This is a genomic window from Paraburkholderia sp. BGA-UO-ETr-F21 (genome assembly GCF_059567925.1).
The window spans coordinates 436,848-452,183 of the sequence record NZ_JCAQOY010000037.1 but is presented as its reverse complement, the minus strand read 5'-3'; the positions used below and the strand labels follow the sequence as shown (position 1 = coordinate 452,183).

At 62.7% G+C, this 15,336-nt stretch carries 14 protein-coding genes; 7 read left to right on the top strand and 7 right to left on the bottom strand.

Annotation, left to right across the window (positions count from 1 at the left end; genetic code table 11):
• Positions 1 to 3 precede the first annotated feature (3 nt).
• From AC57B1_RS25680 to AC57B1_RS25665, 4 genes are all read left to right on the top strand, one after another.
• Positions 4 to 348: a cupin domain-containing protein gene (locus AC57B1_RS25680; RefSeq protein WP_408184811.1), complete on the top strand. Its 345-nt coding sequence runs from the start codon at positions 4 to 6 to the stop codon at positions 346 to 348.
• A 349-nt stretch (positions 349 to 697) separates the two neighbouring features.
• Entirely contained in the window at positions 698 to 1,915 is a 1,218-nt protein-coding gene (locus tag AC57B1_RS25675; RefSeq protein WP_286162094.1) for a porin, read from the top strand.
• Between the two features lie 77 nt (positions 1,916 to 1,992).
• Complete coding sequence (locus AC57B1_RS25670; RefSeq protein WP_408353826.1) at positions 1,993 to 3,351, top strand: MFS transporter; 1,359 nt, start codon at positions 1,993 to 1,995, stop codon at positions 3,349 to 3,351.
• A gap of 231 nt (positions 3,352 to 3,582) precedes the next feature.
• Positions 3,583 to 3,909, top strand: a complete 327-nt coding sequence (locus AC57B1_RS25665) for a hypothetical protein (protein WP_408299466.1) — start codon at positions 3,583 to 3,585, stop codon at positions 3,907 to 3,909.
• Between the two features lie 22 nt (positions 3,910 to 3,931).
• Here the strand turns inward: AC57B1_RS25665 and AC57B1_RS25660 are convergent, their stop codons facing one another.
• The 6 genes from AC57B1_RS25660 to AC57B1_RS25635 form a co-directional block, all read right to left on the bottom strand.
• Positions 3,932 to 5,092 carry a glycoside hydrolase family 53 protein gene (locus tag AC57B1_RS25660; protein ID WP_496419073.1) on the bottom strand — a complete coding sequence of 387 codons (1,161 nt, stop codon included), beginning with the start codon at positions 5,090 to 5,092 and terminating at the stop codon, positions 3,932 to 3,934.
• Positions 5,093 to 5,218: 126 nt separating this feature from the next.
• Positions 5,219 to 7,183 carry a beta-galactosidase gene (locus AC57B1_RS25655; protein ID WP_496419072.1) on the bottom strand — a complete coding sequence of 655 codons (1,965 nt, stop codon included), beginning with the start codon at positions 7,181 to 7,183 and terminating at the stop codon, positions 5,219 to 5,221.
• Between the two features lie 37 nt (positions 7,184 to 7,220).
• The gene (locus tag AC57B1_RS25650; protein WP_091803125.1) at positions 7,221 to 8,072 is read right to left on the bottom strand and encodes a carbohydrate ABC transporter permease; all 852 of its coding nucleotides are present in this window, start codon (positions 8,070 to 8,072) and stop codon (positions 7,221 to 7,223) included.
• Positions 8,073 to 8,092: 20 nt separating this feature from the next.
• Positions 8,093 to 8,998, bottom strand: a complete 906-nt coding sequence (locus AC57B1_RS25645) for a carbohydrate ABC transporter permease (protein ID WP_408184816.1) — start codon at positions 8,996 to 8,998, stop codon at positions 8,093 to 8,095.
• Positions 8,999 to 9,083: 85 nt separating this feature from the next.
• Entirely contained in the window at positions 9,084 to 10,337 is a 1,254-nt protein-coding gene (locus AC57B1_RS25640) for an ABC transporter substrate-binding protein (RefSeq protein ID WP_091803132.1), read from the bottom strand.
• Between the two features lie 119 nt (positions 10,338 to 10,456).
• Entirely contained in the window at positions 10,457 to 11,596 is a 1,140-nt protein-coding gene (locus AC57B1_RS25635) for an ABC transporter ATP-binding protein (protein ID WP_408353832.1), read from the bottom strand.
• A 203-nt stretch (positions 11,597 to 11,799) separates the two neighbouring features.
• Between AC57B1_RS25635 and AC57B1_RS25630 the strand changes: the two genes are divergently transcribed.
• The 3 genes from AC57B1_RS25630 to AC57B1_RS25620 are packed head-to-tail and all read left to right on the top strand — an operon-like array spanning position 11,800 to position 14,478.
• The gene (locus tag AC57B1_RS25630) at positions 11,800 to 12,816 is read left to right on the top strand and encodes a LacI family DNA-binding transcriptional regulator (protein WP_091803138.1); all 1,017 of its coding nucleotides are present in this window, start codon (positions 11,800 to 11,802) and stop codon (positions 12,814 to 12,816) included.
• A 2-nt stretch (positions 12,817 to 12,818) separates the two neighbouring features.
• Positions 12,819 to 13,031, top strand: coding sequence for a hypothetical protein (locus AC57B1_RS25625; protein WP_143048395.1), 213 nt, complete (start codon positions 12,819 to 12,821; stop codon positions 13,029 to 13,031).
• Positions 13,006 to 14,478, top strand: a complete 1,473-nt coding sequence (locus AC57B1_RS25620; RefSeq protein WP_091803140.1) for an NAD-dependent succinate-semialdehyde dehydrogenase — start codon at positions 13,006 to 13,008, stop codon at positions 14,476 to 14,478. The genes AC57B1_RS25625 and AC57B1_RS25620 overlap by 26 nt, the downstream gene beginning before the upstream one ends.
• A gap of 114 nt (positions 14,479 to 14,592) precedes the next feature.
• Here AC57B1_RS25620 and AC57B1_RS25615 read toward each other — a convergent pair whose 3' ends face one another.
• Positions 14,593 to 15,318 carry a haloacid dehalogenase type II gene (locus AC57B1_RS25615; protein WP_496419071.1) on the bottom strand — a complete coding sequence of 242 codons (726 nt, stop codon included), beginning with the start codon at positions 15,316 to 15,318 and terminating at the stop codon, positions 14,593 to 14,595.
• Positions 15,319 to 15,336 lie beyond the last annotated feature (18 nt).

Genomic DNA, 15,336 nt, shown 5'->3' with positions numbered 1-15,336 from the left:
GCGATGAAGGTACAGCAGCTCAAGCAAAGCGTGAATCTGCAGAATCTGGAGGACTGGGGCACGGCCGGGCTGCCCGGCACGACGCCGATCCAGGTGTCGGGCGTGCAACGCGTCATCAAGGGCAGCGAGGCCATCGACACCGGCATTTTCGAATGCACCGCGGGCACTTATCGCCGCTCGGTCAAGCAGGCCGAAGTGATGCACTTCATTGCCGGACGCGGACGCTTCACGCCCGATAACGAGGAGACCATCCACTTCGAGAGTGGCGACACGCTCTTCTTCGAAGCCAACACCGAAGGGCTGTGGGAAGTCGAGGAAACCATGCGCAAGGTGTACGTCATCTTCTGACCACCGTTTCACGCTGTTCACCGAGCGCCGCGCTGCACCATGCCGGCCCTGCGAGGGCCGCGCTCGCCCTTCTGCCAACACCCTGTCTCACCCCGGCGCGCCAAAGCGCGCCGCGGCCTCCGTCGTTCTTCGCGCTGTCCAGCGCCTTCTCCCGGTCGATGTGCATCCGCAACAGAGTGGGGTAATCCCGCGTTGACCCCTCGTCGCCATCTTACTTACAGTTCAGTCTTGTTCGCACAAAGAATCGCTGTTCTACATACGAACAGAACGGCGGAGAAAAATCAAACGACGACCGGGTCGCCAACCACGCTCAAGTCAGTCGAAGCAGGTCGAATTGGAGAATACCTTTATGAATCGCAATATCACTATGACCCGGATCGCATGCGCGATCGCCGCTCTCGCCAGCGCACCGGTTTTCGCGCAAAGCAGCGTCACGCTGTACGGTATCGTCGATGCCGGTATCGGCTATCAAAGCAGCGCAAGCTCGCTTGGCTCGAACGCCGGCGGCAAGTCCAAAGTGAACATGATCAACGGCGTATGGGCCGGCAGCCGCTTCGGTTTGAAGGGCGGCGAAGATCTCGGCGGCGGCACCAAGGCCATCTTCCAGTTGGAATCCGGCTTCAACTCGAGCACCGGCGCCCAGCAATACACGAATGCGATGTTCGGCCGCCAGGCATGGGTCGGCGTGACGAACCCGACCTACGGTACGCTGCAGGCCGGCCGCCAGTACACGGCTTACTACTCGCTGCTGTCGCCGTATAGCCCGACCACGTGGCTCACCGGCTACTACGGCGCGCACCCGGGCGACGTCGACGCGCTCGACACGATTTACCGCGCGAACAACTCGCTCGTCTATACGTCGCCGAAACTGTACGGCTTCACGTTCAGCGGTTCGTACGCCCTCGGCGGCGTGCCGGGCAGCCTGAACCGCGGCTCGACCTGGAGCGGCGCGGTGCAGTACATCAACGGCCCGGTTGGCGTCGCGGTGGGCTTCATGCGCATCAACAACTCGACGCTGGGCGGCGGTGCCTACGGCGCGGATTCCACCGTGTCGAACAACGGCGCGCAGCCGGGCGTGTCGGCCGTGACCAACGGCTATCAAACGGCACAGGCGCAGCAGCGTTTTGCCGTGACCGGCGGCTATAACTTCGGCAATGGCTGGGACGTGTCCGCGGCGTACTCGAATGTGCAGTACATTCCGGGTATCAACTCGAGCTTCCGCGACACGGCGATCTTCAATACGGGCGGTGTCGTGCTGCACTGGAAGCCAACTGTTTCGTGGGACTTCGCGACCGGCTACAGCTACACTCGCGCTACCAAGGCGAACGGCATCACGAGTTCGGCGCAGTACCAGCAGGTCAACCTGTCCGAGTACTATTCGTTGTCGAAGCGCACCGGCCTTTATGCATTGCAGGCGTTCCAGCGCACCAATGGCAATACGCTGGGCACGGCCGGCTCGGGTCACATCATCAGCGCGACGGCAACCATCGGCGACGGCTTCCAGAGCGCGCCGTCGTCCTCGCGTAGCCAGTTCGCCGCAGGCGTGGGCATCGTGCACCGCTTCTAAAACCGGCGCACGATCGTAAAAAAGAGGAAGGCTCGTTACGGCGGGCCTTTCCGTATTCCGCAGTCAGGAGACACATCATGAGCCGCAGCAACGCTGTGAACGTTCAGACCTTCCTCAACGAACATCCCTTTTCGCCGTTCCAGTGGCTCGTCTTCTTCATGTGCTTCATCATCGTCCTGCTGGACGGTTTTGACACGGCCGCGATCGGCTTCATTGCGCCTTCCCTGATCGCCGAATGGGGCATCACCAAGCCGGCGCTTGCGCCGGTGCTGAGTGCCGCGCTATTCGGCCTCGCCTGCGGCGCACTCGGCTCGGGACCGCTGTCCGACCGGCTCGGGCGACGTTCGCTGCTGCTCGGCTCGGTGCTGCTGTTCGGCGTGGCATGCCTCGCCTCGGCCTTCTCGAACAGCATCGGACAATTGACGACGCTGCGCTTCATCACCGGCGTGGGTCTGGGCGCGGCCATGCCGAACGCCGTCACGATGATGGGCGAATACTGCCCGGATCGCCGCCGCGCGACCGTGATCAATCTGATGTTCTGCGGCTTTCCGCTCGGCGCCGCGTTCGGCGGATTTCTCGCGGCGTGGATGATTCCGCATTTCGGCTGGCGCAGCGTGTTGCTGCTCGGCGGCATCACCCCGCTCCTGCTGCTGATCCTGCTGGCGATCAAGATGCCGGAGTCGGTGCGCTACATGGTGGCCAATAGCCAGCCGGTCGAACGGATTCGCGCGGCGCTCTCGCGCATTTCGAGCGAAGCGGCGCAAGCGGGCACCTTCATCATGACCGAAACCGCGCCGCAAACCGGCGGCAAGGGCGTGGCGGTGGTGCTGTCGCGCTCGTACATCATCGGCTCGGTGATGCTGTGGATCACCTATTTCATGGGCCTCGTCATCTTCTACGCGTCGATCAACTGGATGCCGATTCTGCTGAAGGACGCCGGCCTCACGCCGCAACGCGCGACGCTGATTTCCGCGCTGTTCCCGCTCGGCGGCGTGGGCGCCGTGCTGTGCGGCGTGCTGATGGACCGCTTCAACGCGAACCGGATCATCGCGGCCTGCTATGCATTGACGGCCGTGAGCGTGTATTTCATCGGCCAGGCGGTGGGCAACGTGGGCGCGCTGGTGTTCGTCGTGTTCGTGGCCGGCGTGTTGATGAATACCGCGCAGTCGTCGATGCCGGCGCTCGCCGCCGCGTTCTACCCGACCGAAGGCCGTGGCACGGGCGTGGCGTGGATGCTCGGCATCGGGCGCTTCGGCGGCATTGCGGGCTCGTTCCTCGTGGCCGAACTGACGCGCCGCCACTTCACGTTCGCGGGCATCTTCGCCATGGTCGCGGTGGCGGGTCTGATTTCGTGCGTGGCGTTGCTGATCAAACAGGCGGCACGGCCGCATGTGTCGAACGTGAGCGCCTCGAAGACGGAGTCGTTCGGGCATTGAGCGTATGAGGCGTGCGCATGCTGCGGATGCCATCCGGCAAGGGATGCGCCGCATGACCCGATGGCTGTTTGAAGCCGCCCTGCGAGGCGGCTTTTTCTATCGCGGCGTCGCGTGAAAAAACGCGGCGCGCCACTTCCCGATAAACTACGTGCCTGTTGGCAAGTTCGGTTGCCGCGTTGGCGCATGCCATCGCGCTGGCAACATTGCTCATCTCACCACAGGGTTCAAGGAATGAAACGCGTAGTCGTTGCCGCGCTGCTCGCGGCGTGCCTCGCGCAACCGGCCGCTCAGGCCGTCGCGCAAACCGTCAGCGATCAGTGCTTTGCGATCGGCGATATCGCCGGCCAGGTCGCGTCGTGGCGCGCGCATAAAAAGACCAAGGCGCAAGCGCTCGACCAGGCGGCCAAATACTACAAGGACGCGGCTGACCGGCAAGCGGTCAGCACCATCATCGAGAAGATCTACAGCCCGGACGCGCCGCGCATGACGCCGGACCAGGCCAGCATGGCGTTTACGTCGGACTGCGCGAACCGTCAGGCGCAGGCGCCCGCGAAGTAGCGCCCGCGCGCTCAACTAGCCACTAACGTTTGCGAAAGGCATCGAGCGACGTCAGCGCGTTGCCGTGGAAATCGAACAGCGTGTTGTTGTCCCACTGATCGCCGGCGCCGAGCTTCCATCCGACATTCGGCGTCGGAATCCATTCCGGCTCCCACCAGAACACGCCTTTGCCGTGGCCATCCGGTATCGCCTCGACAATGTCCGTCAACGCGCCGAGAAACTGCGCCTGGCCCGCCGGCGTCTGCGGATAGCTCGCCGTCCCGACGTTGGTCATCGCGTTCGGTTCGGAATCGCCGTCGCTGGTGGTCCATGGATAGGCCGTCTCGACCACCATCACGTCCTTGTCGTAGCGCGTTGCGAGATCGTTCGCGTTGTTCTGCAGATCGCTCAGCGAGCCTTGCCACTGCGGGTAGTAGGACAGGCCGATCACATCGAACGTAACGCCGCGCTGGGTCGCGCTGTCGAACCACCAGCGGCTCGTCGCGTTGTTACCGCCGCTGTCGATATGCAACATGACCTTGATGCGATCGTCGACGGATTTGACCGCGTCGTGCCCCGCTTTGAGCAATTGGGCGAGGTTGTCCCACTGATCGTACTTGCCGAGCGGCCACAGCATGCCGCCGGTGATCTCGTTGCCCACTTGCACCCACTCCGGGTGCACGCCGTCGCGCTTGAGCATCTTCAGCACATTCGTCGTGTACTCCGACAGCAACGCGCAGGTCTGCGCGATATCCTTGCCGGCCCACGCGTGCGGCGGATACTGCTTGCCCGGATCGGCCCACCAGTCGCTGTAGTGGAAATCGATCAGCACTCGCATGCCGAGCGCGGCCGCGCGGCGCGCAAGCAGGCGCACATGGTCCGCATTGTTGTACCCGGCGGCGGGACTCTGATCGGCCGGATAGAAGTTCGGGTTGCCCGGATCGTTCCAGACCTTGATACGAATCGAATCGACGCCATGCCTTCTCAGCAGCAACAGACAGTCGTGCGGCACGCCGTGCTCATAGAACTTCGCGCCGTTCGCCTCCAGTTCGAGCAGCGTCGATACGTCGGCGCCTTTCGCAAAGCGACTGCCACGCCCCGAAGCCTGCAACTCCGCCGCGAGCGCCGGCGCGCCGAGCGTTGCGCCGACACCGGCTGCGGCCGCCGTCGACGCGAGCCAGCCGAGCATTTCTCTTCTGTTCATCTGTCATCCTCCATCTATTGATGGGCGGCTCTTCCGAAGGCCGCCTGGTCCCAGGTTGAAGCGCTTGAGTGTCACCCTCCGACTACACACACTGTTGGATCCGATTCCGTCGAACAGCCAATCAGATCATTCGCTCTTCCATGCGCACACGTCACCTGTTTTCAGCAGCGCACCGCCGAGCACGAACGTCGCAGCAACCGGCGCCGGCGCATGCACGGGCTGCGCACCGAAGTTGAACGCGAAGGTCAGAGCGCCGCGCCGCCGGATGCGCAAGCCTTCCGCCAGCCGTTGCGTTTCGATGCCGGCATCGCGCGCGGCCTGCTCCAATACCGTGCGATGCAACGCATGCGACAACCAGCCGGCCACGTAGCGAACCTTGCCGTGCGAGAGCACTGCGGGCCACGTGTCGTCGAATTGCGCCTCGACCTGCGTATCGAGGTTGGCCCGCACGTGCTCGCGCCAGTGCATCGCCACACCGTGCGTGCCACCAATCGACACCGCGGGTGCCAGCGTGGGCCGCAGCGTCTCGACTTCGAGCACCTGCATCGGCAGAACGCGTTGCAACGCGCCGGGCGGCAGCGTGGAGGGGATCGCGAAGCTGTCGGTTTTCGAGCCGCTGCGCGGGCCGAACACCCATTGCGCCTCGCTTCGCTCGATCTGATGCACGAGCGCCTCGTCGACCACGGCGATGCTCGGCACGACCACCATCGCATAAGCCGACAGATCCGCGCGGCTCGACACGATATCCACGTCGAGCCCGAGTTCGCGCAACGACTCGTAGTAGTCGAACGCCAGCGTCTGATAGTCGAAGGTCTTGCCATGACGCTGAATCTCGAACATCCATTGCGTCTCGTAGTCGAATACGACTGCAACAGCCGCACGCGCCGGTGCGTCGAGTTCGGCCAGTGCGGCGCTCGCGGCGATTTCCCGCGCCGCCTGCTGCACCTCGAGGCCACCCGGCGACAGTTCGTTGTTCGACAGATTGAGCCCGGAATGCATCTGCTCCTGCGCATACGGACACTGACGCCAGCGGAAATACGACACCAGTTCCGCGCCGTGCGCGAATGCCTCGTAAGCCCACAGCCTGACCATGCCTTTCGCCGGCACCGGATTCCACGGCGCCCAGTTGACCGGACCGGCCTGCTGCTCCATCACCCAGAAACGCCCGCTGCCGATTGCCCGATAGCGATCGTGGTCGAACGCGGAAACGTCGGGGTGCGCGGTGCGTGCATAGAGCGCTTTCTGTTCGTCGGGCAGCGAGATCGATTCAGTGCGCGCGATCGGGTAGCTGTCCCATGCGGCGACATCGATCGCATTGTCTTTGGCGAAACGGTAGTGATCGAAGGTCGTGAAAAATCCCATGAAGTTGTGCAGTAGATCCGCAGCCGGCGCATGCTCGCGCAACACGTCGATCTGCTCGCGATGAAAACCCGCCACCTCGTCCGACATGAAGCGGCGGAAGTCGAGCAGATGAATCGGATTGGCGTCGGTGGGCGTAAGGTTCGGCAAGCCGATCGCCTCGAACGACGGATACTCCATGCTCCAGAATACGTTGCCCCATGCGTCGTTGAGCGCTTCGACGGTTTCGTAGCGCCGCCGCAGCCACGTCTGAAAGCGCGCGAGCGCGGCCGGCGAATAGCTGGGCACGGTTTCGTGACAGCCGAGTTCGTTATCGGTCTGCCACGCGACGATCGAGGCATGCCGCCCGTAGCGCTGAGCCATCGCCGTGACGATCCGCAAGCACTCGCGCCGATAGGTTTCGCTGGATATATCGTAGTGCCGGCGTGAACCGAAATTCCAGCGCGTGCCATCGGCGCGCACCGGCAGCACGTCGGGATACGCGTCGATCAGCCACTTCGGCGGCGAAGCGGTCGGCGTGCCGAGCACCAGTTTCAATCCCGCGGCCGCCAGTGTGTCGACCGCTTCGTCGAGCCATTCCCACACGAATTCGCCGGCGCGCGGCTCCATCCGGCTCCACGCGAATTCAGCGATCCGCACATGGGTGATGCCGAGCTCGGCCATACGTTTCGCGTCGTCGGCCCACATCGTGCGCGGCCATTGTTCCGGGTAATAACAGACACCAAGTTGCATGAGAGATTCTCGTTGTTAGATAACGTCGGACCGGCGCTCAGCCCTTGCTTGCACCGAAGGTCAAACCGGCTACGAAGTGCTTCTGCATCAGGAAGAACATCAGCACGGAAGGCAACGCGGCCAGCACCGAGCCCGCGGCGACCAGGTTCCACGCGGTCGTCCATTGGCCCTTGAGCGCCGCGACGCCCACCGTGATCGGCGCGGCGTCGTCGCCTTGCGTGAGACATAGCGCCCAGAAATAGTCGTTCCACACGAACGTGAACACCAGAATGCCGAGTGCGGCGAGCGCGGGCCGGATCAGCGGCAACACGATGCGCAGATAGATGGTCCATTCGCTCGCGCCTTCCACGCGCGCGGCCTCGATCATTTCGAATGGCAACTGTTTGATGAAATTGCGCAGAAACAGCGTGCAGAAGCCGGTCTGAAACGACACGTGGAAAATCACGAGCGCCCACACGCTATTGAACAGTCCGACCTTCAGCGCCATGTCGCGCACCGGGATCATCAGGATCTGGATCGGCACGAAATTGCCGGCGACGAACGCGAATAGCACGGCCGTATTGCCCGGGAACCGGTAGGTCGCCAACGCAAAGCCCGCCATCGACGCCAGCACGATCGCGCCGAGCACCGAAGGCACCGTGATCAGCACGCTGTTGGCAAAGTAATGCAGCATCGGCGTTTGCGTGAGCGCCGTGCCGTAGTTTTCTAGCAGCGCAAAGTGCTTCGGCCAGCCCCAGTAGTCGCCTTGCGACAGCTCGTCGGATGAACGGATCGACGTGACGAGCACGGCCAGCATCGGCAGAAGCCATATCAACAGCGCAATGGGCAACGACACTTTGTAGAGCGTGCGATTGAGCGGTTTCCAGCGTTCGACGGGAAGCGGATACATGACGCGCAACTCCTTGGAGATCAGCGTTCTTCGCGCAGCATGCGGCGCAAATGGAACACGATGTAGACGAGCATGATGGCGAACAGCACGACGGCAATCGCCGCGGAATAGCCTTCGCGGTAGTACTTGATGGCCTGGTCGTACATGTAATAGGCGAGCACGGTGGAACTGTCGAACGGACCGCCGCCGCTCATCACCGCGATCAGGTCGAAGCTGCGCAATGCGCCGATCACCGTCAGCACCACGGCCATGAACGTGGCGGGCCGCAGTTGCGGCAGGATCACGTGCCATAGCAGCTTCACGCCTTTGGCGCCTTCCATGCGCGCCGCCTCGACCACTTCCGGATTGATACCCGTCAGGCCCGTCAGGTAGAGGACCATGCAGAACGGTGTTTGCGGCCATAACGCGGCGAACACGATGCCGAACGTCACCGTATGCGGATCGCCGAGCACGGGAATGCCATGACCGACGATCAGGCGCAGCAAACCGAAGCCCGGATCGTAGAACCAGCTGAACACGAGACCGACCACGACGCCCGAGAGCACGAACGGCGCGAAGAACAGCGACTTCACGACGCGCATGCCGCGGATATGCTGGTTCAGATACAACGCGAACAGCAGCCCGAGCGGCGGCGCCAGCAGAAACAGCGCGAGCCAGATGAGGTTGTTCTTGAGCGCCGTATAAAACGTGTCGGCATGAAACAGCTCGATATAGTTGTCGAAGCCGGCGAAGGTCTTCGGCGTCATGCCGTCCCAGTGATAAAAACTGAGCGAAATGCTGCTGATGATCGGATACACCACGCACAGGCAAAACAACGCACAACCCGGCAACAGGAAGAAGAACGCGGCGCGATGCTGATGACGGCGCGTGGTCGAGACGTGACGGTGCGAAGCCGCGGGTAAGCGGCGCGCTGCGGAATGAGACATGGATCGGGCCTCGTCGGAAAGCGAAGGCGATTCGAAGACGAGCGCCGGCCGTTGCTACGCCGCCGGCGCTCCGTGACTGACTTCTTTACTTCTGGTAGATGCGCTTACGGGTCGCTTCGAGGCGCACGAGCACGGCGTCGAGTTGCGACGGATCGCTGTAGAACTGCTGCATCGCTTTCATACCTTCGTCGGCCATTTCCTTCTGCATGTCGCGATCGTAGAACTGCGCGATACCGCCCTTGGTGTTGGCGAGCGTCTGGAAGCCAACCTTCGAAATCGGATCGTCAGGCTCGGTCGCCAGACTGTTCGACGGCAGCGTTCCCCAGCCCTTCGCGAGATCGGCGTTGATCTGCGGCTGTTCCATGAAGGCGAGCAGCCTGCGCGCGTCGGCCTTGTTTTTCGCCTTTGCGGGAATCAGCAGCACGTTGACCGGACCGTCCTCGGCCATCGGCACGTTCGCGTCGATCACGGGGAAGCGGAAGAAGCCGGTTTGCGGCTTGAGGTTCGCCGGAATGCTCGCGGAGAAGAACGTGCCCATCAGCATCATCGACGCCTTGCCGTTCACGAGAAACGGTGCGATCGAATCGAGGTCGTAAGAGAGCGCATTGTCGATGAAGTAGTGGTCATCGATCAGCGTTTTCCACGCGGCATAGACCTTTTTCACGCGTGCGTCGGTGTACGGAATTTCGCCCGCCATCAATTGCTGATGGAATGCGTTGCCGTTGATGCGCAGATCCAGATAGTCGAACCAGGCGGCAAGCGTCCAGCTGTCGCGCGCAGCCACGGCGATCGGCGCGACGCCGCTGGCCTTCAGCTTCTTGCAGGCATCGAGAAATTCATCCCACGTTTTCGGCTCGCTCTTGATGCCGGCCTTCTCGAACAGATCCTTGCGATAGAAGAAACCGTACGCGTCGTAGCCGAGCGGCGCCGCGTACTGCTTGCCCTTATACGTCGACGCATCCTTCACCGACGCGTACTGCTGCGACCAGCCATTTTTGCTCCAGTCCGCCGACAGGTCTTCGAGCAGGCCGCGTTGCGCGTAATACGCCATGCGCTCGCCGTCGTGCCACGAGACGACGTCGGGCGGATCGGTGGCAAGCCAGCCGCTCATCTGCACCTTGTACGCTTCTTCGGTGATGTAGGTCACTTTCAGATCGACATCGGGATTGGCCTTCTTGAACTTGTCGAACGCGTCCTGCCATGTCGAGCGCTGATTCCCGCGCGCCGATACGTTGACGTTGAGCGTGGCGGCGTCGACTGCGGCACAGCAGAGCGAACCGGCGACCAGTGCGGCTGCGATCGACACGTGTGCAAGACGGCGAAGGCGAAAAGCAATCATCTTGTGTCTCCTTGATACCTTGTTGGCCGGCAGCGCGGCTGCCGGCAATGTAACCCGCTCTGTGGCGGAATTCGGCTTTGATGAATCAGTTGTTGCTTCAAACGCTCACGAACCAAAACTCAAGCGGCGGCGCGTTCGGGCTCGAACGCGCTGCGCCGCAGTGCAATCCCATCCGCGTCGAACAGATGACAGGCAGAAGGCGGAACGTGAATGGCAATACGCTCGCCCGAACGGATCGGCGTATCGCCCGCGGCCTTGGCGATGAGCGTGCCCGCCGCATGATCCGCATGGATATAGCTGTGCTCACCGAGCCGTTCCGACAGCACCGTCGTGCACTGCACGGACTGCCCGGCGCCGTCGAGGCGCAGATGTTCCGGCCGCACGCCGAGCGTGACCGGCTGGCCGCGCTGCAAACGTTGACCGTCGACCTGTGCGGTCAAGCGCTCGCCGCTTTGCGTCAGCGTGACCGTGACGCTCCCCGGCTCGATCGAATCGACCACGGCGTCGATAAAATTCATGCGCGGCGAACCGATGAAACCCGCCACGAAGCGCGACTTTGGATGGTGATACAACTCGAGCGGCGCGCCGCTTTGCGCAATGCTGCCGAAGCGCTCGGCGTCAGCACCCGCATGCAGCAGCACGATCCGGTCGGCGAGCGTCATCGCTTCGACCTGGTCGTGGGTCACATACACCACGCTCGCGTTGGCAAAGCGCTGATGCAAACGCGCGATTTCGACGCGCGTCTGGCCACGCAGCGCGGCGTCGAGATTCGACAGCGGCTCGTCGAACAGGAACACGCCGGGCTCCCGCACGATCGCGCGGCCGATCGCGACGCGCTGTCGCTGCCCGCCCGAAAGCGCTTTCGGATAGCGCTCCAGAAAGCTGTCCAGTTGCAGAATGCGCGCGGCTTCGCGCACCTTGCTGTCGATCACGTTCTTGGGTTGTTTCGCGAGCTTCAGACCGAATGCCATGTTGTCGAACACGGTCATGTGCGGAAACAGCGCGTAGCTCTGGAACACCATGGCGACGCCGCGCGCCGCGGCAGGCACGTCGTTCACCAGACGCCCGCCGATATGCAGTTCGCCTTCGCTCAGGTCCTCGAGCCCCGCGATCATTCTCAGCAGAGTCGACTTGCCGCAACCCGAAGGTCCGAGAAACACACAGAATTCGTGCTGCGCTATCTCCAGATTCACGCGCCGGATCACCGGCGGATGGTCACCGTACGACTTCTGCACGTTCGTCAAACGAATTGCCGCCATGCTGCCTCCGTGGATTTAACCGCTTAAATTTCTAGGAAAAATAAGTGACCAACCCTTGCACGGCAGGCATTTAATCGCTTAAATTCGAGTTCGAGGGAAAAAGTCATGGCGGGTGTCTCCTGGATGTTTTCCAGCAAGTTATCAACGTCGCCCGCAGCTTGCAACATTTGAATCGCATTCCCTGAATATGGGATAAAGAAGTTATGGTCACTCTGTCCGAAGTTGCGAAGCGCGCTCACGTCACCGCCGCGACTGTCTCCAACGTGCTGCGCAACCGCGAGAAGGTGCGCCCCGAAACGGCTGAACGCGTGCTCAAGGCGATCGCCGATCTCGGCTACCGGCCCAACCTGAATGCACGCGCACTGGCCGAGGGCCGCTCGTCGACGCTCGCGTTGATGCTATCGAATATCTCGAACCCGTTCTACCCTGAGTTCGTGCTGGCCGCCGAGCGTGCCGCGCGCAAAGCCGGCCACTTCCTGATGGTTTGCAATACTGACGATGACGCCGAGATCGGCCGCGCGTATCTGAACCAGATCGCGGGCACGCTGGCCGACGGCGTGCTAGTCATGAACACGGACATCACGATTAACGATCTGTGTGCGTCGGCTACGCACAGCGCGCCGATTTTGCTGGCCATGTGGGAACACCCGGAATCGCCTCCCGCGCTGCCTTGCATCGCCGTGGATTTTCATCTCGCGGGCGAGCTGGCCGCGCGGCATCTGCTCGAGCTCGGCCACCGCGAAATCGGCCTTCTGATCGGCGACGGTTGCGGCGGCTTGCAGGATGCGCGCTCCAACGGGTTTCGCGCCGCGATGCGCGCCGCCGGTATCGAGACCGACGCGGCGGCGGTGCTGCAAATCCGCGACTCGATCGACGCGGGCTACGCCGCCTGCATGCAACTGATGGCGAACCGGCCGCATCTCACCGCGATCTTCGCGACCAACGACCTGCTCGCGATCGGTGCGGCACAGGCGCTGCTGACGCTGGGCCGAGCGGTGCCGAACGACGTTTCGGTGATCGGCATTACGGACATTCAACTGGCGCACCAGGTGCATCCCGCTTTGACGACGGTCGCGATTCAGACCGCGGCGATCGCTGAGTTGTCGGTCGAGAGTTTGATCCGGCTGATCCAGACGCCGGACCAGCAGCCGTCGATGCTGCTCGCCCCGCCGCCCACGCTCATCGTGCGCGCGTCGACCGGGCCACGACGGCCGAAATGAATTTGCAAGCCATTCAGCAGAAAATGCTGTCACAGCACGAAAAAAAAGGCGTGCAAACCGCCGACGCCCCGATTGTCAATTTGATCGATTGCGGCACAGGCGTAGCATCGATCCATCAATCGGCCCACGGTACGCGGCCGCGCCGCCGCGAGCCTCGCCGAATCAAGGGCAACCTGAAGGAGCAACCCGATGTCTCTCGCATTGACGCGCAGTGAACTGATTCGCCCGCAGAACCTGATCGACGGAAAATGGGCCGGTGCCGCCGACGGCGCCCGCTTTGCCGTCACCAACCCGGCCACCGGCGAAACGATCGTCGAAGTGGCGAACAGCGGCGCCGCGGACGCGCGCGCCGCCACCGACGCCGCAGCCCGCGCGTTCCCCGCCTGGCGCGATAAGCTGCCGCGCGAGCGCGCCGAGATCCTGCGCCGCTGGCACGCGCTGATCGTCGCCAATACCGACGATCTCGCGAAGCTGATGTCGATGGAACAGGGCAAGCCGCTCGCGGAAAGCCGCGGCGAAGTGGCTTACGGTGCGTCGTACGTGGCGTGGTTCGCCGACGAAGCGACCCGCATCTACGGCGATCTGATTCCGCAGCAGCAGCGCGGCAAGCGCATGAGCGCGGTGAAGGAACCGGTCGGCGTGGTCGCGGCCATCACCCCGTGGAATTTCCCGCTGGCCATGATCGCCCGCAAGATCGCGCCCGCGCTCGCGGCCGGTTGCACCGTGGTCGCCAAACCCGCCGAAGACACGCCGCTCACCGCGCTCGCTCTCGCCGCGCTCGCGCAGGAAGCCGGTCTGCCGGACGGTGTGTTGAACATGCTGTCGGCCTCGCGTGAACAGGGCATTGCCGCGGTTGCCGATTGGCTCGCCGACGCGCGCGTGCGCAAGATCACGTTCACCGGCTCCACGCCGGTCGGCAAGCATCTCGCGCGTGAATCGGCGGGCACGCTCAAGAAGCTCTCGCTGGAATTGGGCGGCAACGCGCCCTTTATCGTATTCGACGACGCCGATCTCGACGCCGCCGTCACCGGTCTGATGGCGGCGAAATTCCGCAATGGCGGCCAGACCTGCGTGTGTCCGAACCGCGTGTATGTGCAAGCCGGCGTCTATGCGCGCTTTGCCGAGCTGCTCGCGCGACGCGTCGCCGCCTTGAAGGTTGCGCCCGCAACGGACCCGGACGCGCAGATCGGCCCGATGATCAACGAGCGCGCAATCGAGAAGATCGCCCGTCACGTGGAAGACGCCGTCAAACACGGCGCGAAAGTGCTGACGGGCGGCAAGCGCCTGACGGAACTCGGTCCGAACTACTACGCGCCGACCGTGCTGACGGACGCGCGCGACGACATGCTGGTCTGCTGCGAAGAAACCTTCGGCCCGGTTGCCCCGCTCTTCAGTTTCGACGACGAAGCCGAAGCGATCCGCCTCGCCAACGACACGCCGTTCGGCCTCGCCGCCTACTTCTACACGCAGGACGTGCGGCGTATCAACCGCGTGGCCGCACAGCTCGAAGCGGGGGTGATCGGCATCAATGAAGGCGCGGTGTCGAGCGAAGCGGCGCCGTTTGGTGGTGTGAAGGAATCGGGCTATGGCCGCGAAGGCTCGAAGTACGGGCTCGACGATTACATGTCGATCAAGTACTTGTGCCAAGGCGGGCTTGATTGACGAGCCGCTATCCCGCTGGCAACTGAACGCCTGACCTGCACACTCTGCCGCCTCGGCGCAGCGCCTTACATTCCAAAGAGGCGCTGTACCGAGGCGGCAGTTTTCATTCAATCGCTATTTGGCCTGCAAAGCCCGCTGATGCGCTTTCACCAGATCACCCATGCTGTTGAAGCGGAAGTCGATCTTCGGCTGTGAGCCCGGATCCATCGTCGCACCGAAGCCCTGCTTTGCGTGCCGGCGATAAATCCAGCACGACGAGAGGCCGAATTCGTTCGCCGGTTTGTGGTCGTGGAACAGGCTTTCGGCCGTGTGCAAAATCTTTTCCTTCCTGATGCCTCGCTCGCCGAGCTTTTCCAGCATGTACTCGAAATTGCGCGGCGACGGCTTGTATGAGCCAATATCCTCGGCCGTGAAAATCGCGTCGAATTCGACCTGTAATTTCGCGTTGCTATAAGCAAAGCTTTCGTTATCGACGTTCGACAGAATCACCAGCTTGTAATGCTGCTTCAGGTATTGCAACGACGCAGCGGAATCGTCGAATGCCGGCCAGTTCTGGATGGACTTGCCGTACGCCACGCAGTCGGCGAGCGTGTACGGCACATTCCACTCTTCCGCGAGACGCTTGTAGACGATCGGCAGTAGCTCCTGATAACGCCGCCCCGGCGTGTATCTCTGCTGCGACGATTCGTGCCGCGCGTGTGCTTCGAGCACCTGGTCGCGCGTGAGTGGCGGTTCCACACGCGCGAGAAGCGTCCGCAAGCCTTCGAAAATGCCGGTTTCCCAGTCGATCAACGTTCCATAGCAGTCGAACGTCAGCGTATCGAAATCGGTCAATTGCATGCCAGTTCTCTCCTTGTT